Source organism: Acinetobacter sp. YH12041, from assembly GCF_013419975.1.
Taxonomy (GTDB): domain Bacteria; phylum Pseudomonadota; class Gammaproteobacteria; order Pseudomonadales; family Moraxellaceae; genus Acinetobacter.
This window is the reverse complement of record NZ_VOZC01000010.1, coordinates 54,123-73,029: the sequence shown is the minus strand read 5'-3', so window position 1 is coordinate 73,029 and position 18,907 is coordinate 54,123. Positions and strand designations below refer to the sequence as shown.

The 18,907-nt window shown below is 42.3% G+C and carries 17 protein-coding genes; 11 read left to right on the top strand and 6 right to left on the bottom strand.

Annotated elements, in window-relative coordinates:
- The first annotated feature begins 100 nt into the window (after positions 1-100).
- The gene (locus tag FTU00_RS09810) at positions 101-2,755 is read left to right on the top strand and encodes a Lon protease family protein (protein WP_180003444.1); all 2,655 of its coding nucleotides are present in this window, start codon (positions 101-103) and stop codon (positions 2,753-2,755) included.
- Positions 2,756-2,840: 85 nt separating this feature from the next.
- On the opposite strand, the gene grxD is transcribed toward FTU00_RS09810, so the two are convergent.
- Positions 2,841-3,182 carry a Grx4 family monothiol glutaredoxin gene (gene grxD, locus FTU00_RS09805; RefSeq protein ID WP_034702064.1) on the bottom strand — a complete coding sequence of 114 codons (342 nt, stop codon included), beginning with the start codon at positions 3,180-3,182 and terminating at the stop codon, positions 2,841-2,843.
- A gap of 160 nt (positions 3,183-3,342) precedes the next feature.
- On the opposite strand from grxD, the gene FTU00_RS09800 reads away from it, so the two are divergent.
- The gene (locus FTU00_RS09800; protein ID WP_034702061.1) at positions 3,343-4,554 is read left to right on the top strand and encodes an aspartate aminotransferase family protein; all 1,212 of its coding nucleotides are present in this window, start codon (positions 3,343-3,345) and stop codon (positions 4,552-4,554) included.
- A 57-nt stretch (positions 4,555-4,611) separates the two neighbouring features.
- Here the strand turns inward: FTU00_RS09800 and FTU00_RS09795 are convergent, their stop codons facing one another.
- The 3 genes from FTU00_RS09795 to surE form a co-directional block, all read right to left on the bottom strand.
- The gene (locus FTU00_RS09795) at positions 4,612-5,541 is read right to left on the bottom strand and encodes a LysR family transcriptional regulator (RefSeq protein WP_034702058.1); all 930 of its coding nucleotides are present in this window, start codon (positions 5,539-5,541) and stop codon (positions 4,612-4,614) included.
- Between the two features lie 91 nt (positions 5,542-5,632).
- The gene (locus FTU00_RS09790; protein WP_004782630.1) at positions 5,633-6,472 is read right to left on the bottom strand and encodes a peptidoglycan DD-metalloendopeptidase family protein; all 840 of its coding nucleotides are present in this window, start codon (positions 6,470-6,472) and stop codon (positions 5,633-5,635) included.
- 107 nt (positions 6,473-6,579) lie between these two features.
- Complete coding sequence (gene surE, locus FTU00_RS09785; protein WP_180179638.1) at positions 6,580-7,356, bottom strand: 5'/3'-nucleotidase SurE; 777 nt, start codon at positions 7,354-7,356, stop codon at positions 6,580-6,582.
- A 108-nt stretch (positions 7,357-7,464) separates the two neighbouring features.
- Between surE and FTU00_RS09780 the strand changes: the two genes are divergently transcribed.
- The 4 genes from FTU00_RS09780 to FTU00_RS09765 all read left to right on the top strand — a co-directional run bounded on the left by FTU00_RS09780 (position 7,465) and on the right by FTU00_RS09765 (position 10,287).
- Positions 7,465-7,836, top strand: coding sequence for an MCR_0457 family protein (locus FTU00_RS09780; RefSeq protein WP_180179637.1), 372 nt, complete (start codon positions 7,465-7,467; stop codon positions 7,834-7,836).
- Positions 7,837-7,995: 159 nt separating this feature from the next.
- Positions 7,996-8,376 (top strand): MCR_0457 family protein, encoded by a 381-nt coding sequence (locus FTU00_RS09775; RefSeq protein WP_180179636.1) that lies wholly within the window; start codon positions 7,996-7,998, stop codon positions 8,374-8,376.
- A gap of 128 nt (positions 8,377-8,504) precedes the next feature.
- On the top strand, positions 8,505-9,653 hold the full coding sequence (dacC, locus tag FTU00_RS09770) for a D-alanyl-D-alanine carboxypeptidase PBP5/6 (RefSeq protein ID WP_004782636.1): 1,149 nt from the start codon (positions 8,505-8,507) through the stop codon (positions 9,651-9,653).
- Positions 9,654-9,756: 103 nt separating this feature from the next.
- Positions 9,757-10,287: a gamma carbonic anhydrase family protein gene (locus FTU00_RS09765; RefSeq protein ID WP_125278412.1), complete on the top strand. Its 531-nt coding sequence runs from the start codon at positions 9,757-9,759 to the stop codon at positions 10,285-10,287.
- A gap of 39 nt (positions 10,288-10,326) precedes the next feature.
- Here the strand turns inward: FTU00_RS09765 and FTU00_RS09760 are convergent, their stop codons facing one another.
- A complete protein-coding gene (locus FTU00_RS09760; RefSeq protein ID WP_180179635.1) occupies positions 10,327-10,842 on the bottom strand; it encodes a DUF1543 domain-containing protein in 516 nt (171 codons plus the stop codon).
- A 356-nt stretch (positions 10,843-11,198) separates the two neighbouring features.
- Between FTU00_RS09760 and FTU00_RS09755 the strand changes: the two genes are divergently transcribed.
- A complete protein-coding gene (locus FTU00_RS09755; RefSeq protein WP_180179634.1) occupies positions 11,199-12,782 on the top strand; it encodes an ATP-binding cassette domain-containing protein in 1,584 nt (527 codons plus the stop codon).
- Positions 12,783-12,848: 66 nt separating this feature from the next.
- On the opposite strand, the gene FTU00_RS09750 is transcribed toward FTU00_RS09755, so the two are convergent.
- Positions 12,849-14,783, bottom strand: coding sequence for an acyltransferase family protein (locus tag FTU00_RS09750; protein ID WP_180179633.1), 1,935 nt, complete (start codon positions 14,781-14,783; stop codon positions 12,849-12,851).
- A 271-nt stretch (positions 14,784-15,054) separates the two neighbouring features.
- On the opposite strand from FTU00_RS09750, the gene FTU00_RS09745 reads away from it, so the two are divergent.
- From FTU00_RS09745 to purB, 4 genes are read left to right on the top strand one after another with little or no spacing between them, the layout of a single operon-like run.
- On the top strand, positions 15,055-15,540 hold the full coding sequence (locus FTU00_RS09745) for an NUDIX hydrolase (protein WP_179992255.1): 486 nt from the start codon (positions 15,055-15,057) through the stop codon (positions 15,538-15,540).
- Between the two features lie 4 nt (positions 15,541-15,544).
- Positions 15,545-16,684, top strand: coding sequence for a tRNA 2-thiouridine(34) synthase MnmA (mnmA, locus tag FTU00_RS09740; protein WP_034703632.1), 1,140 nt, complete (start codon positions 15,545-15,547; stop codon positions 16,682-16,684).
- 7 nt (positions 16,685-16,691) lie between these two features.
- Complete coding sequence (gene hflD, locus FTU00_RS09735) at positions 16,692-17,423, top strand: high frequency lysogenization protein HflD (protein ID WP_004782648.1); 732 nt, start codon at positions 16,692-16,694, stop codon at positions 17,421-17,423.
- Between the two features lie 57 nt (positions 17,424-17,480).
- A complete protein-coding gene (gene purB, locus FTU00_RS09730) occupies positions 17,481-18,869 on the top strand; it encodes an adenylosuccinate lyase (RefSeq protein WP_034703634.1) in 1,389 nt (462 codons plus the stop codon).
- The last annotated feature ends 38 nt before the right edge of the window (positions 18,870-18,907 follow it).

Below are 18,907 nucleotides of genomic sequence, written 5' to 3'. Positions count from 1 at the left end.
TTTATTTTGTGGCAAAACTGACATGTTGGCTTGAATTTTTCAAGTAAATCTGTATACCTTAAACCTTATCCACGTCATATTTCGTTTTGGACTTTCAACAGTGACTCAGAGACTCGATCAAATTCATTCTTCAATTTCAAGTAATACAACTATATCTCAACAAAACATCAGCTCCGACCTACTTATCTCAGCCTTTGAACAAAGCGAAATTACACCAACCCTTGAAAAGACATGCCTGAAACCGGTACAACTGACGCGTATTGCCGATCCGGATAAAATCCCGGCATCGACCAAACGAATCAAGCCTTTAAATAATTTTTTAGGCCAGGATCGTGCCCGTGCTTCGGTTGAAGCCGGTATTGCCCTACCATATTCAGGCTATAACATTTTTGCGGTGGGTACAGCAGGACTCGGCAAACGCACTATGGTGAAGCGTTTGCTACAGCAACATGCCAAAACCATGCAAACGCCTAATGACTGGGTCTACGTCAATAATTTTCAGAATCCTCGTCAGCCTATCGCACTGGAATTTCCAGCCGGTCAGGGGCCCAAGTTTCAGGCGATGCTGCATCAAAGCTGGCAATCCATTCTAAAACAGCTTGAACGTCGTTTTACTGCGGAAAGCTATCACAACAGGATTGAAATGATTCGCCAGGAAACGGGTGATGAACAGCAACTCGCCTTGATCGAACTAACCCGTGAAGGTGAAGAACTCGATCTGAAACTGATTTCCCGCAATGATGAACATTGTTTTGTGCCAATTCATCTGAAAGATGACAAAGTACAGGAAATGTCTCAGGAAGATCTGAATGCTTTAAGCAATAAAGATCGTGCTGAGATTGCTTCTAACATGCGTTACATGGACAAGAAACTGGAACGCCTGGGACTTCATTTGGGTGACCTGGAAGATGATGCGCGTGACCGTGTTCAAGTATTGAACCGTGATATCGCTAAACAGGTAGTGATGCCACGCGTTGAGCAGATGCTGACTAAATTCAAGCATGTCGAAGGTCTGGAACAATATCTGAAGCAATATGCTGAAGACATTATTAATAATGTTGAAATTGTACTGGAACAGGAAGAAGACGATTTTACCCCTGCCCAGTTTAGCCGCGTACCAGCGCGCTTCCAGGCCAATGTGATTGTCACCCATAAGCCAAATAGCGGTGCACCCGTTATCTTTGAAGATTTCCCGACGCATTACAATCTATTGGGTCATGTGGAACAGTTGACCCAAAATGGTACGATTACTACAGATTTCACACTGATACGTCCCGGCTCCTTGCATAATGCCAATGGCGGTTTCCTGATGCTTGAAGCTGAACAATTACTGGAACAGCCATATGCATGGCAAGGTCTGAAACGTGCCCTGAAATCTGGGCATCTCAAGCTTTCATCTTTAGAGCATATGCTGACTCTCACCGGTAGCATTTCCATTGAACCAGCTTCTATTCCGCTGAATATCAAAGTGGTGCTGCTGGCAGAGCCAGAAATTTATTATGAAATTCTGGAACTTGAACCAGAACTAGGCAGTATCTTTAAAATCCGTGCTGATTTTACCGATACCTTGCAACGTAATGATGAAAATGAGCAAGCCTATATGCAGCTCATTGCTGACTATGTGCAATCAGATAAATTATTGCCATTTGACCGTTCTGCATTATCTGCCCTGCTGACCGACTCAAGTCGTCAGGCTGAAGATCAGAGTTCCCTGTCACTACATGCATTAACGCTGGGCGACCTGATTCGTGAAGCGCATCATCATGCATTCGAAGCGGGTGATAAGATGGTGTCAGAAAAGCATATCAATACCGCACTGGATCATCGTAAATATCGCTTAGGCTATTTACGTGAGCTATTCTGGCAAGATCTGACCCGTGGCACTCAACTGATTGAAACTCGCGGTCATCGTCTAGGCCAAATCAATGCGCTGTCTGTGATTCATTATGCAGATGTTGAATTTGGTCTACCTTCACGCTTAACTGCTTCTGTATATCAAGGTGGCGGTGATATTCTGGATATCGAACGTAGTGTAGAACTTGGCGGTTCTTTGCATGCTAAGGGCGTGCTATTGATGGCCTCCTTTCTAAAAGCCCATTTTGGTCGTGAACAGACCCTGCACTTCTCTGCCGCTTTAGCTTTCGAACAAAGCTATGGTCAGGTGGATGGTGACAGCGCGACAGTTGCTGAACTTTCAGCGCTGATTTCTGCGATTAGTCAGTTACCGATCGACCAGTCCTGGGCGATTACCGGTTCTATGAACCAGCTTGGTCAAGTACAACCGATTGGTGGTGTCAATGCGAAGATTGAAGGTTTCTTCGATGCCTGTAAGTTGCAAGGCCTGACAGGTAAGCAGGGTGTGATTATTCCACGACAAAATATGCAGCATCTGATGTTACGTAAAGATGTCATTGCTGCAGTCGAAGATGGTCAATTCCATATTCATGCCATTGATAATATCGCGCAGGCTTTGGAAATCCTGATGGCACGTCCGGTCGGGACTATGGACAAGAAAGGCCGTTATAGCAAAAACTCGATCTTTGCTGCTGTGATGGAACAACTCGAATACTGGCAAGCCATTGAAGATGGTGCTGAGTTTGAGGAAGAACCTAAGAAAAAGAAAAAAAAGAAGAAAAAGAAAAAAGATAAGGCGCCTATAAAGGAAGTTCTGACCGATCCAGATACCTTAGCTGAGGCCTTGGTTGCTGAATCAAAAGAACTAGAAAAATCTGAGGGTCAGCAGGCAGAAGATTAATTCTGCCCCCTGCCTCACTATTCACCCATAAAAAAAGCGCTTCTCTCGGAAGCGCTTTTTCACATCTATCAGTTTAATCCAAGGATTAAGCTTCAGGTGCTGGACTGTATTGCTCTACTAAAGGCTGTAATTCACCTTTTTGGAACATTTCGAGCATGATGTCACTACCACCGATCAATTCACCATTGATCCAAAGTTGTGGGAATGTCGGCCAGTTCGCAATTTGTGGCAGAGTTGCACGAATATCCGGGTTTTCCAGAATATTAACATAAGCAAATGGACGACCAATTTGACTGAGTGCTTCTACCGCACGTGCAGAAAAACCACATTGTGGAAATTGTGGTGTGCCTTTCATATAAAGAAGTACTGCGTGCTTGGCAATTTGGTCACGAATTAACGCTTCGGTATCGCGTGCTTGTTCAGTCATTGATAAATCCTCAACTAATCTGTCTCGCATTATACCCAAAACAGAGAAAAACAGTACGTCTAAAGTAATAAATCCATTTTTATTTACAATTACCCTTTAAATCTGACCAAGTTTTTGCTTATATAAGTTTTTCTTTCCACCTAACAGTAAAGAGTTAGTCATGAACAATATTACCCTCGCTCCGGTACAAACTGATCAACCTTCACATTTGATGCCAGTCTTTGGTCGTCAACCGATCAGCTTTGTCCGAGGACGAGGTGCATATCTTTATACCGAAGATGGTACAGAGTATTTAGATGCCTTAACTGGGATCGCCGTTTGCGGTTTGGGTCATGCTCATCCAGTGATTGCTGAAGCAATTGCGGAACAAGCTGCAACCCTGATTCATACCAGCAACCTTTTTGAAGTGCCTTGGCAAACTGCTGCTGCACAGAAACTGGCTGAAGTCGCTGGCATGGAAGAAGTTTTCTTCTCCAACAGTGGTGCAGAATCGAACGAAGGCGCTATCAAAATTGCGCGTAAATTCGGTCATATGCAAGGTATTGCGTCACCAAAAATTATTGTAGCTGACAAATCTTTCCATGGCCGTACGCTGGCAACCCTATCTGCAACGGGTAACAAAAAAGTTCAACAAGGCTTTGGTCCATTGGTTGAAGGTTTTATTCGTGTACCTTTTGGTGATATTGAAGCCATTGAAGAAGCTGCAATTAACCATCCGGATATCGTGGCTATTCTGGTTGAACCGATTCAGGGTGAAGGTGGTGTCAACACTGCACCGCAAGGCTTTAGCTACCTAGAAGAAATCCGTCAGATCTGTAATCAGCACAACTGGTTAATGATGCTGGATGAAGTACAAACAGGTAATGGCCGTACCGGTAAATATTTTGCTTATCAGCACACCAATATTGTGCCGGATGTACTGACCACAGCTAAAGGTCTGGGCAATGGCTTCCCGATTGGTGCCGTGATGACTCAAGGTCGTGGTGTCGGTGTTTTGACTGCGGGTAACCACGGTTCGACTTATAGCGGTACTGCATTGGGTTCACGCGTGGTTTATACCATTATCGATATTATGCAAAAAGAGAATATCGTGGCCAATGCCGCTGAAAAAGGTGCATATATTGTTGAGCAGTTACGTAACCAGCTTGCAGATCATCAAGTGACTGTACGCGGTTTCGGTCTGATGATCGGGATTGAGTTGCCTAAAGACTGCGGTGAGCTGGTGGATATTGCACGCGATGAATACAAAACCATTATCAACGTGACTGCAGGTAATGTCGTTCGTCTGTTGCCTACCCTGAACATTACTCAGGAACAGGCCGATCAACTGATCGAACGTTTAGTGAAAATGATCAAGGCTTATCTTGCTTAAGTCTATCTTGAACAACAAAAAAGCCGCTTTAAAGCGGCTTTTTTGTTTATAGGGAATTTATGATGCGACTTGTAACAAACGTCCACCAGAGATCTGGCTAAAATATTGTTTCAATGCCTCCAGACAGCGCAGCACTTTAGTCGGTTGCTGTTCTCGATTAGGCATAACTGCATAAAGGGTGACTGGCGGAAGTTTCCATTCAGGCAAGACTTCAATCAGTGAACCATTTAATAAATCTTTTTTAACATCAAGATATAAAATCTTGGCAACCCCATTGCCTTGCAGACACATGGCTTTTGCAACTAGGCTGTTATTGGTACTAAAGCGTGAGCTTAGTTCAAATTCAACCTTTTCTGCGCTATGCACATGCTGAAAACTGAAATTCTGATGATTTTTAATATGCGTTAAAGGCAAAACATCATGATGTTTCAGGTCTTCAGGACGCGAGATAATGGCGGTCTGGTTAATATAGCTTGGCGCAGCAACAAGAATCTGTTCAATCTGCATTAATGGCACAACCTGAAGGTTGTGATCATCATCGTTCTGGTCAAATCGCAGGGCAATATCAATACGCCCTTCCAACAAATCAACCTCATGATTGTTTGTTTCCAGGTGGACTGTCAGGCCACGGTGTGCGGACATCCAGTGAGAAAGTGCAGGAATCACATGATTCGCACATACTTCCGGTAAGGATACAATACGAAGTTCACCAACAAGATCATCACGTAACTCGTTAATGCGAACCTTTCCACGCTCAGCAGCAGACAACATTTCCTGGCAGCTGTGAAAAAAAGCTTGTCCCGCTTCGGTCAGACTTAATTTTCTCGTAGAACGATTTAGAAGTACAACTTCCATATCCTGTTCTAAAGAGCGAATTTGTTGACTCACGGCGCTGGTTGTAATCCCTAGCTCACGTGCAGCACCGCTAAACGAGTTCTTTTCCACAACACAAGCAAAGACACCCATTGCTCGAAGTTGATCTAACATAAATTCCCCTCTAAACTTATGAGATGCTTCATCTTTTGATAAAAGCAACTCATTGTATTATACGGTGAAATTTACGTTTTGCATTATTTATTTAATTATTTGGTAAAACTGCTGTTGGATTAATCGGTTTTCCGTCTAAGCGAACCTGAAACTCAAGCATAGTACGGGTTGTACCAGTCGCCCCCATCTCGGCAATTTTTTGACCAGCCGTTACATTTTGGCCACTTTTCACGCTTAATTTACTGTTATGCGCATAAGCGGTGATATAGCCATTAATATGTTTAACTAATACCAGATTACCATATTCCTTCAGGCCATCTGCTGCATATACCACCTGCCCATCTGCTGCAGCAAAGACCGGATCTCCGACATTACCGCCATAACGGGTACCTTTGATATTTGCAGCCAGATCATAGTTTTGTAATACCGGACCATTTGATGGCTTGACCCAACGTAATCCCGCTGCTGTCGATACTGGGGTAATCGGTGCAGAAGTAGTGGTGGCAGGTTTTGGCGTAGTCTTAACAGTCGTTGGAGCTGGAGTGGTTGGCGCTGGAATCGCAATCGTTTGACGCTGAATTGGGGCAGCTTGGGTAACAGGTTGAGTCGCTGTAGTACGGCGAGCAGTAGTGTTATTTTTCAGGCGAATCGACTGACCGACATAAATACGATACGGCGGAGCAATATCATTCATCTCTGCCACACTGATATAGCTCAGACCATAACGTGCTGCAATGCCACTCAAAGTATCCCCAGAGCGTACCGTATAGAAGTCAGGCGCTGCGGCATAGCGCGTCATATTATTGACCTGAGGTTTAGTGGCACAACCAGTAATAATCATTGTGGAAACAACCACAGTGGACAAAACCAGAGTTTTGATGAAGCTGGATGGTGAAGCATGAATGAAGTATTTCGGTGACACCAAGGACATTATCTTCCTCTCTAACATCTATACGGTTGCAAAAACCCAGTAAGATTAGCAAAGTTTTACTACAATATACTTGTAAGCTTTCATTTTTCACAAACTTATAACATTCATTAGATTTTATTTAGAATCTGGGCTTGCAAAGTGTGAAGTGTGTCATAGTTTGTGGCATCCATCTGAATTGGCGTCACGCTTACATAGCCATTGGCAATTGCAAAAAAGTCTGACTCGATTTCAGTTCCTTTATGTTTTGGCATTGCGACTGCTTCACCCGATAGCCCAATCCAGTAAACCTGACGACCACGTGGATCTACATGACTGGTAATCGGCTTGGACTGGCTACGGCGTCCCTGAAAGGTCACTTTAGTTCCTTTCAGCTCAGCCACATCAGGAATATTCACATTAAAAATATGACGCTCAGGCAAAGTCGGCAAACCTGCCGCAATAAAATCATGTACCCATTGCGCTGCAATGCGATAATCTTCTGGTAAGGTATAAGATCGAACGTTTTGCCCACATAGAGAAACTGCTAATGCAGGTTGTTTGGCCAGACGGCCTTCAAATGCAGCCCCCACCGTACCCGAGTACAGCACATCATCTCCCAGATTGGCACCACTGTTAATGCCGCTGACCACCAGATCGAATTCAACATCAAATAAGCCGTTCATGGCCAGATAGACACAGTCAGCCGGCGTGCCATTAACCGCCCATACATCGGGAGAAATCTGGATCGGTCTTAATGGTCGGTCTAAAGTCAGTGCACTGGAAAATCCGCTACATTCACTTTCTGGAGCTACCACCACAACACGTCCTAAAGGCCTCAAGGCCTGCGCCAGTGCCTGTATACCTGGTGCAAAAACGCCATCATCATTGGAAATTAATATATTCACTGCAAAATCTCGTTGAGCTAAAAAATGACTCGCTAGGACATTTCATTGTATTAGTTCAGGAATTATATATATTTGTAGCACGATATCCATTAATACATATGGCTTAAGATGATGAAAAAATTCTCTCTTTGGGGTACTTTGGCTTTAAGTTTGGCAACTTTTGTTTCTCCTGCAGTTATTGCCAATGATTTGACAGCTGAAGAAAATGACATGATCGTGAAAGAAGATGTCGCATCTGCACAGGTAATGATTGAAGTATGCCCGGGCATTATTGGTCAGAATGCAAAATTCGATACAACGATTCAGCAGCTGATTCAATCTTATCTAAAAGAATACTCAGACAAATCGATGACCTATCAAAAACTTCAGGCAGACAATGAATACAAGACTGTGCTTGAAGAAGCACGTCAAGGTGCAAAACAGACTGCAAAAGACGAACAAAAAACAGCGTGTGAAGACGTTTTAGCTTATCAGGAATAAGGTCTTTCTCACTGAAATGAGACGATGCCAGCATCGTCTTTTTTCTCTTACACATTTCTTCATAATTCTACAGCTTCACTACATTTCCCCTCTTTTCAATTTTGAAAATATCTTTAAGCTAACAAATTATTGTTCTACATGTAATTTTTGAGTTTTTTGATGAAACATACATTAATTAAAAGTTTAAGTTTATCTGTTGTTGCTGGTATGACACTTTGGGGAAGCTCGGTTTATGCAGCAAATGAAAATATTGAAGTCACCCCGAACCAAGAAATCACCAAGCAAGAATTAGCTGCAATTTATGTCCTTTCTGAAATTTGCCCAAGCATGGTCAAAGACAAAGCAAAATTCAATCAGGGGTATAACCAGCTGGTGACTGAATATTTGCCCGGCCAAAAAAATCCGGTTGAGCGCCTGAACCAGATGGTAAAACAGTCAGATTTCCGTAACATTCTGGCCGAAGCACAGAGTGATGCCAAAAAGGCTGGCAAGAAAAAGAATCAGGCCATTTGCAATGAGTTGGTGAGCTACAGTAAATAATCCACTTTTTGCGTGATTGCTTACAATACTTTTGAAATAACCCCGGGTTTCCCATAGAAGTCAGCCTAGCTTTGTCCTAAAATGCTAGGCTCTTCGTGCTTACATCAAGATATTGGAACCCACTAGAAATGACCCAAAAAACTGCCCTTGCTGCATTATTATTAATTCCTAGTTTTAGCTTTGCAGCAACTGTCTTATCTGCACCACCAGAATTGAATAATAAATCTTATGTGCTAATGGACTACGAGACAGGGCAAATTCTCGCATCAAAAAATGAAAATGAAAAATTAGCCCCTGCTTCAATGACCAAGATGATGACCAGTTACATCATCGAGCAGAAGTTATTAAGTGGTGAGCTGACTGAAGATGAACAGGTTCGCATGAATGAATCTGCATGGTGCCGTGGTAGCAGTGCAGAATCATGTATGTATGTGCCTTTAAATGGTACGGCGACTGCACTAGAAATGTTGCGCGGGATTATTATCCAGTCTGGTAACGATGCATCTAAGGCGATGGCTGAACATATTGCAGGGAACGAGGGTACCTTTGCACATATGATGAACCAGGAAGCGAAACGGATTGGCATGACCAATACCAGCTTCATCAACTCGACTGGTATGCCAGCTGAAGGCCATTATTCGACTGCGAAAGATATGGCAACTTTGGCTCAGCACATCATCAAAGACAGTTCAAAATACTATCCAATCTACTCTGAAAAAGAGTTTACTTTTAACGGGATTAAGCAAGGCAACCGTAATGCCCTGCTCTATACTGATCCAAGTGTAGATGGTTTGAAAACTGGTCATACTGATGAAGCCGGTTACTGTTTAACGACCTCTTCAAAACGTGGCCCGACTCGTCTGATTTCAGTGATTTTCGGTGCACCAACCATGAATGAACGTGCATCGCAAACACGTGAACTTCTGGCTTGGGGTTATGCAAACTTTGAAACCAAAAATGTTCAACCCGCTAAACAGGTTCTAGCCAAGTCTAAAGTCTGGTTTGGTAAGGAAAATGAAGTGCAGATCGGTCTTGCAGAAAACTTTAATGTGACTATGCCTAAAGGTCAGGCCAATGCCATCAAGACTCAATTAGTCGTTCAGCCTAAACTGACTGCGCCTTTACAACCAGGTCAAGTCGTAGGTAAATATGTGGCGACTTTAAACGGCAAAGTGATTGCTGAGAAACCACTTGTTGCACTGAAAGCAGTTGAAGAAGCTGGTTTCTTTGCCCGCATGCTGGATCATATCAAACAATTCTTTAGTAACCTGTTCTAATATTTATTATCAATATTAGATCTTACTAAAGCCAAAGCACACATTCATCGAATGTGTGCTTTTTTATTTTATAATGCTTATAAACTTTCAGGATGATACTGACATGAGCCAAAACATTCGTCCTTATCTGGATACTCGCCCGCAAGTCGCTGACTCTTGTTATATCGATCCGATGGCGGTGGTCGTAGGTGATGTCGTTTTAGGCGAAAATGTATCTGTGTGGCCTTTTGCCGTAATTCGTGGTGATGTGAATCATATTCGTATTGGCAAGAACTCGAATGTACAAGATCATTCTATGTTGCATGTGAGTCATAAAAAGGCGGATAAACCTGAAGGTTCACCACTGATTATTGGTGAAGATGTGACGATTGGTCATCATGTAAAATTACATGGCTGTACCATTGGTAATCGTGTTTTAGTGGGTATCGGTACAATTATTCTCGATGATGTAATCGTTGAAGATGATGTGATGATTGGAGCGGGTTCACTGGTACCACCGAATAAGGTATTAGAAAGTGGATACTTGTATGTAGGCAGTCCAGTCAAAAAAGTGCGTCCACTGACTGAAAAGGAAATAGCTTTCTTGCCTTATTCAGCACAAAACTATGTGAAAGTCTCAGGCCATTACAAATAAATCGATAAATTAAGGCTACTTTACGTAGCCTTATCTTAATTAAGGAATAATTACATAATCATTCTTAAAACTATTGGCTTCAAAGTCTCCCTCTACCAGACGCACAAATTTCTGGTCAATCTTGTTCAGTTCTAAGCAATCATCTACATCAATCACGGCATCGGTATGAGGTTTAAACCAGGTCTTTTCAATGGCCAGCTTGCCTTGTGCTTTAGCCTCAGTCTTATTTTTTGCAGCAACTACCAGATATTTATGGATTTCACCAAACTGATCTGGCACATAAGCACCCAGATTGATCAGGAATAATTTTAAATCCTGTTTTACAGGTGTGTCCGTCACCTGAACCTGATAATTCAGATCCTGATAGCTAACACCATTGATCATCATCCAGCCATCGACATGCAGGCCTTTTTGCACACCAAACCATTGCTGCTTCAAATATGGGAAAGCTGTCTTAATATCTGAACTAATGACCGGAATTACGTCATGTACTTCTACATTGGCTTTTTCATGCTTGCCGCCCAATAAAGTAATGTAGAGCTTAAATTCAGACATAAAAAATCCTTTAAAAGTAAAATAGAAAAAACTTTATCCGCATAGTGTAAATGGAACTTACTCGTTCAACTTCAAGTAAATCATCTCATATTCTTAAAATCCTGAAATTTACTTAAATCAGCATCAATATATTGGATAAAAGATCCTAATTTGATCTATTTTTAAGCAAGCTTATTTGTATTAAAATAAGGTCCAAATTCCCCTTCTCTTATAAGTGAGTCACGCCAATGAAGTAAGTCTATTTTTCTCATCAATGATTATTTTTAGATTGATGTGCAAAATAGATCGTCTGGCTTGATCTTTTCTAGAAAAAATCTCTTGTTTATTTTGTGCATCCTGTATTTATGAGGTTATTTATGACTCAACAGGCATGTGTAATATCCAATCTGACTTTAGAATTCCCGTCCAAAGTCATATTTCAGAATTTAAATTTTACCCTTCCTAAAGCTCAGGTCAGCGCTTTAATTGGCCGTAATGGACAAGGTAAGTCTTTGCTCATGCAGCTTTTGCATCAGACTCAGCATTCTACTCCACATTGCTCAGGTCAAGTTTCCTGGCAAATGCATCATGCCTATCTACCACAATTGCATCGGTTAAAGGCAGCCACAATTGCTGAAGCACTCGAAGTAAGTCAGTTACATCGTGCTTTTAAAAATGTTGAACATGGTACAGCCAGTTTCGAGGATTATGAGCTACTTGAGGATAGTTGGCATTTGCCGCATCAATGGCAGCAACTGTTGAGTTCAGCACAATTACCCACCGATCTGGACTTTCCCGTACAATATTTGAGTGAGGGCCAAAAGACCAAACTTGCTTTATGTAGCTTGTTCTTAAAGCCTGAATATTATTTATTGCTGGATGAGCCGAGCAACCATCTGGATCGTGAAGCACGAACATGGTTAATAGAGCATTTAAACTTACATCCTGCTGGTGCGTTGATCATTAGTCATGACCGGACTTTACTAGATCAGGTTGATCATATTTATTATTTAAATGAGCATGGATTACAGCACTTTACTGGAAACTATGCGGAGTTTTTTGAACAGTATCAGAAAAATGTCACTTCACTCGAACAGTCAATTCAGCAGAGTCAGCGTGATATTAAACAGATGAAGCACAAGCAGCATGACGTTTTAATGAAAGCACAAAAGCGGGAACGTGCCGGAAACAAATTACGTGATTCGAATTCCCAAACCAAAGTGCTTTTAGACTTTAAAAAGGAACAGGCTGGTCAAAGTATAGGTAAAGTTCAGGCGCAGCACCAACGGCAAATTTCCAATGAACAATCTGAGTTAAAATTTCAAAAGCAGCAACTCGAAAAGATAAAACCTCAGCTATTTCAATTTCCAGACCTTAAACCACAGTCTGGTGAAATTCTGCGGGTTAAAGAGTTAAAGCTTCCTTTTGGTACTCCACAGCCTGTGAATCTTGCTTTAAGTGCAGCTGAAAAGATCCATATTATAGGCCGAAACGGAATTGGTAAATCCACTTTGCTGAAACTGGTCGCCCAACAAAAGCAGCAACCTCTAGATCAAATCTTTCTGGCACGAAGCTGTTTTTATCTGGATCAAAATTTTGGTTTTCTCAATGAGACACTAAGTGCAATTGAAAATTTAAGGCAGATAAATCCTGATATTCCGGAGGTTGAATGGCGTAATCTGTTGGGCCAACTCAGAATTCGTGGTGATAAAGGTACTTATCCTTTGTCTCAGTTAAGTGGTGGTGAAAAGCTGAAAGTGGCGTTATTAGGTCTTAGCCAGGTCTCTCCTCAACCTGAACTTTTATTATTGGATGAGCCAGAAAATCATCTGGATATTGAGTCTAAAGCTTTGTTGGCAAGTGCAATTCGGTCTTATAAAGGCGCTGTGATTTTAGTTTCACACGATGAACAGTTTGTGCGTGATTGCAGCATCAATGAAGTATTCAAAATGAATGAATAATCTTCATCAAACTTATATATGTAAAAGCCACCTCAATGGGTGGCTGATCAATCACAGGAAATAAGCTTATTGATTTGTAGTCACACCCTGAGAATATAAATTTAATAAGTATTTTGACAGTATGGTATTCCCTACAAATAAAGAGCCTGATTCACTTAAGTGACCATAATCTACCTGTAGCAGGTCTTCTCCTTGAGCTGCCCGAATCCGACATTTGTATTGCTGCTGAACATCATCTTTTTTACATAGATGATCAATAAGAGATATATAGGTAATTCCCTGAGGATATTGTAATTTTTTCATTTTCTCGTCTACCTGAACTGCTCTTAAATCCAGTCCGGCATCAAATATAAAATCTTCAGCACTATTCCAGTTTTTCGGTTTCACCATGACTTTAGGAAGTGAAGGTTTCCATTGCGAAATTGGCCCCACAATGACGATATTGGATACGCCAAGCTGAAGCAAACTTTTCCCGATATTTTCCCAATTGGTTTCGTCGTGTTTCAGGGCTTGGGTGATGACCACAATTTTGGGCTTAAGTTCTGCGATGCTCTTTAGTGCCAGTTTATTGGAATAATCACAGGCTTCTTTATAAGCTCCTTTATGATAGTTAATCTCGGTCAGCGATGCCCTGCAAATGGAAGAGGTTTTCTGATAAAAAGGGATATCATTGGATTTCAGTAATGTCCTCAGCCCTAAAGAAAGTGCTTCAGCATGAGAATCTCCCCATAAGAACACCCCGCCTTCCTTTTGTTTCGTGATACAGACCGGATCAGGATCATAACTATTATGCTCAGTCAGGCTCACGTAAGTATCACATTTCAGCCAGTACGCATCCCTTAAATTTTTGAATTTTTCATTATAATAATCTAAGAATTTTGCCTGTTCTGAGGCTGCGCCTTGGCGCAGATCTGTATTAAAACCATTAAATATATTTAAAGTAATTCCTAAGCTCATGAGCACTAGAGAAAAATAAAGCGGTTTTATACGATAAACATCTTTCCACTGGTGATATGAAGGTAATTTAATCTGCTCAATATACTTGTAGCTCAGAAAACCCAGAATTATAGAAAGGGCTATTCCGGCATATACATAATACTCAGGCAATGAGTAGATATAGATCAGCACCACCAAAGGCCAGTGCCAGAGGTAAATAGAATAAGACCAGGCTCCTAGTTTTTGAAATACAATATTATTGGTAATAACGCTGTCATTTTGATGTGCCTGAATCATCAGAAAAGTGCCGATAACAGGAAAAACTGCCAGATAGCCAGGCCACAAATCTTCTGCTGAAATGAAGAAATAAGACCCCAGTATAAGTGCCAATCCCGTTCCTTCCAGCAACCTTTTCTTATTTTCCTGCAAGGTCAAAGGGTAAAGATAAGCAATTCCCCCGATCATCATTTCCCAGGCTCTGGTAGGTAACAGGAAATAAGCCGGATTTGGCCATTTATAGGTAGCGATTATTGATAGGATGAATCCTAAAATTGTTCCTGCCAGCAGCACAAATTTCATGGTCTGGATGGACATGAACTTGCGCATGGCAATGAGAACGAGCGGATAAATCATATAGAATTGCCATTCGACGGAAAGTGACCAGGTATGTAATAACCACTTTTCGTGAGTGCCTGCCTCAAAATAACCGGATTCCTTCCAGTAACTGATATTGGATAAAAAAGTCATGCTACTCGCTGCATGCTTACCCAATAACTTGTAATCAAAAGGTGTCAGATAAAACCAGCCAAAAATCATTAATACCAGACACAGCGCGGCCAAAGCCGGAATAATCCGATTCGCACGAGCCACATAAAATTTCAGAATAGAAAATTTTTCATGTTCTAAATCTTTAAATATGATTCCAGTCATTAAAAAGCCTGAAATCACAAAGAAGACATCTACTCCAACAAAACCGCCAGGCATCCAGGCCGCATTAAAATGAAATAGCATGACTGCAATCACGGCAATTGCTCTGAGGCCATTAATGTCTGTTCTGAATTTCATTGGAATCCTGTCCTATAAAGCCTGTTATTTATTTTAATTGTTATGAAATACTGCTAATTTTTATTAAATTGTATTTTAAATCAAATTCTTATATTAAAGCATAGAATGCAAATATTACTGTTTTAGTATTTTATGTACTCATTATATTCTACGTTTTCTTTTTCGCCAAATACCTTTATTGTTAATCATCTAAATTAAAATCCCGAGTATCGACATAGCCACCGCCGCCTAAATTTTGTAGAATACAGTTTTTATTCCATGGTGCTCCTTTATGACCGCTTGGACTGCTCACGTCACTGTTGCAACTGTCGTCGAAAAAAATGGAAAATTCCTGTTCGTTGAAGAACATACTGAAGGTGTCACCCATACCGTATTCAATCAGCCAGCAGGCCATGTGGAGGCAGGTGAAACCATTGTCGAAGCAGCTATTCGTGAAACCATGGAAGAAACCGGCTATCAGGTTAATGTCACTGATCTGATCGGCATCTATACCTATACCCCACCGATGTTCCCGGATCGTACCTATTTCCGTTTCTGTTTGAGAGCAGAAGCCATCAGCCATGATGAAAATGCTGAACTGGATACCGGTATTGTCGGTGCAGTCTGGATGACGCTGGATGAACTGGTTGAAACCGCACGTGCTCGCAGCCCATTGGTGATTAAAGCCGTGCAGGATGCCCAAGCTGGCAAACGCTATCCTTTATCGCTCATTTACGAGCACCAAAATTCTCCCTTAATTTCAAATTTGGATGCCTAATCCTATGCAACAACGTGTCATCGTCGGTATGTCTGGTGGTGTAGATTCATCTGTGTCTGCAGCTCTCCTCCTTCAACAGGGTTATCAGGTTGAAGGTCTTTTCATGAAAAACTGGGAAGAAGATGACGGCACAGAATACTGTACGGCAATGGAAGATCTTGCCGATGCACAAGCCGTTTGCGACAAGATCGGGATTAAACTGCATACTGCCAACTTCGCGATGGAATACTGGGATCGCGTGTTCGAGCATTTCCTGGCTGAATATGCTGCTGGCCGTACGCCAAACCCGGATATTTTGTGTAATAAAGAAATTAAATTCCGTGCCTTCCTGGATCATGCGATCAATCTCGGCGCCGACTTTATTGCCACCGGTCACTACTGTCGTCGCGGCGAGACCATGACCAATTCACGTGGTGAGCAATATGCTCAATTACTGCGTGGTTATGACAATAATAAAGACCAGACTTACTTCCTGCATGCGGTTCATGGTCGTGAAATTAATAAGACCCTGTTCCCTGTCGGTGAAATTGAAAAACCACAAGTACGTAAAATTGCAGAAGAATTAGGTCTGGCAACAGCCAAGAAAAAAGATTCTACGGGTATCTGTTTTATTGGGGAACGTCGCTTCAATGACTTCTTGAAGCAATATTTACCGGCTCAACCTGGAAAAATCGTGCTGGAAGATGGCAAAGAGGTTGGTGATCATCACGGCTTAATGTACTATACGCTCGGTCAACGCGGCGGGATCGGTATTGGCGGTATGAAAGGCGCGGAAGAAGGTGCCTGGTTTGTGCTGCATAAAGATATCGAAGGTAACCGTCTGGTGGTCGGTCAAGGTCATGAACATCCACTGATGCAAAGTACCATATTGTGGTCTGAAGCGATTGACTGGGTAGCCGGTGAACAGGATATTCCTGAATCAGGTTTCCGCTGTACGGCAAAAACCCGCTACCGTCAGCCTGACCAGGCGTGTACTATTTTCAAGGATCCAGAAACACCAAATGGTGTTCGTGTTGAATTTGATGAGTCGCAACGTGCTGTGACCCCGGGTCAAAGCGTTGTATTCTACTCAGGTGAAGTTTGTTTAGGTGGTGGCGTGATTCATCATACCAATGCGCCTAAACCTGATTTTATTAAAGGATGATTTCGGCATGACGGAGTTACCGTTTCAACAAGCCACAACGTTGAATGTTCGTCAAAATCGTGCATTGGCGCTGGCAGGGGTTTTTCAGGCCACCCAGCTGACGCATATGACTGCATTGACGGGACAGCAAAGCATTGGTGAAAGCGGTAATTTCTATTTTGAGCAGTTGATTAAAGCCAGTTTAAATATCCGTCCAAGTGGCAAGTTAAATGCCCAGACCTTAGACTTCTTTAATCAGCTGGCCGATATTTCCCTCGGTTTAAAAACCCTGGAAAGCAGCATTACCCAACCTTTTAATACGTCCCCAAAATCCAGACTTCCAAAACTTTCATCGACCAAACTTCCAATGTCCTATGCCATGGCACTTCTTCAGTTAGAAAAGAAGGTCTATAGTAATCCCAAGTTTGTTGAAATCATCGAACAATCCCAGCAAAAAATCCTCAGACAGCTCTCCTTCTTCGATAACAATTACATGCACCCCAGCATCATTGCCAATCTCGCTCAAACCTATGTCGATACCGCCGGACAGATCAATCCGCGGATCATGGTGCGTGGCAATGCTGAAGCCTTTAAAGATTCCGGTCATACCAACCGCATCCGTGCTTCACTATTTACTGGACTGCAGATGGCGCACTTATGGCGTCAGCTTGGTGGCAGTTCATGGGGCATGATTTTTGGCAAGCGCAAGCTGCTACAGGATATCCAAAATCTCGCGCGCTTACAGTTTCAGGTGATCTAAACCATGTTGTTGTACGCGCACCGTTTTTCGTTTAATTCCAAAATTTAGGGAATCGATATGAACGCTTTAACTGCACTTTCTCCATTAGATGGACGCTACGCTAGCAAATGTGATGCGCTGCGCCCTTTTCTTTCTGAGTTTGGTCTGATCCATGCTCGTGTGACTGTTGAAGTGCGTTGGTTACAAGCGCTTGCCAACCGTCCTGAAATCACTGAAGTGCCAGCTTTCTCATCTGAAACCAATGCTGCACTTGATGCGATTGTTGCCAACTTCTCTGAAGAAGATGCCAACCGCATTAAAGAGATCGAACGTACTACAAACCATGACGTGAAAGCGGTTGAGTATTTCCTGAAAGAAAAAATTGCAGGGATTGAAGAGCTGAAAAATGCGGGTGAATTCATTCACTTTGCATGTACCTCTGAAGACATCAATAACCTGTCTCATGCTTTAATGCTGAAAAATGGCCGTGATGTTTTAATCGCGTCTATGCAACAAATTATCGATTCAATCGTGGCTTTGGCTGAGACTCACGCTGAACAGCCAATGCTGTCTCGTACTCACGGTCAAACTGCCAGCCCAACCACTTTGGGTAAAGAAATGGCGAACGTGGCTTACCGTCTGGCTCGTCAAATCAAACAGTTCAAAAATGTTGAATTGCTGGGCAAAATCAACGGTGCTGTAGGTAACTACAATGCACACTACTCTGCTTACCCAGAAATCAACTGGCCTGCTCATTCACAAGCTTTCGTGGAATCTTTAGGTCTGACTTTCAACCCGTACACCACTCAGATCGAACCGCACGACTATATGGCGGAACTGTTTGATGCACTGCGTCGTTTCAATACCATCCTGATCGACTTTAACCGTGACGTTTGGGGTTATATCTCTCTTGGCTTCTTCAAACAAAAACTGAAAGAAGGCGAAGTGGGTTCTTCAACCATGCCGCATAAAGTGAATCCAATCGACTTCGAAAACTCTGAAGGTAACCTGGGTATTGCAAATGCCGTATTGGCTCACCTGGGCGAAAAACTGCCTGTATCTCGCTGGCAGCGTGACTTAACTGACTCTACTGTGCTTCGTAACATGGGTGTTGGTTTTGCACAAAGCTTGATCGCGTTTGAGGCATGCTTAAAAGGTATCGGTAAACTTGAACTGAATGCTGCTCGTATTCTTGAAGATCTTGACCACGCACAAGAAGTTCTGGCTGAACCAATCCAAACAGTAATGCGTCGTTATAACGTTGAAAAACCATACGAAAAACTGAAAGCACTGACTCGTGGTCAAGCGATGACTCGTGACATGATGGTGAGCTTCGTGAATGGTAATGAGCTTGAAGCAGTTCCTGCTGCAGACCGTGCACGTCTGGCTGAAATGACCCCTGCAACTTATACAGGTAATGCTGCTGACCAGGCAAAACAAATTAAAGACTTAATTTCTAAAATCTAATTTAGATAATTAAGACCAAAAGCGAGGCTCCGGCTTCG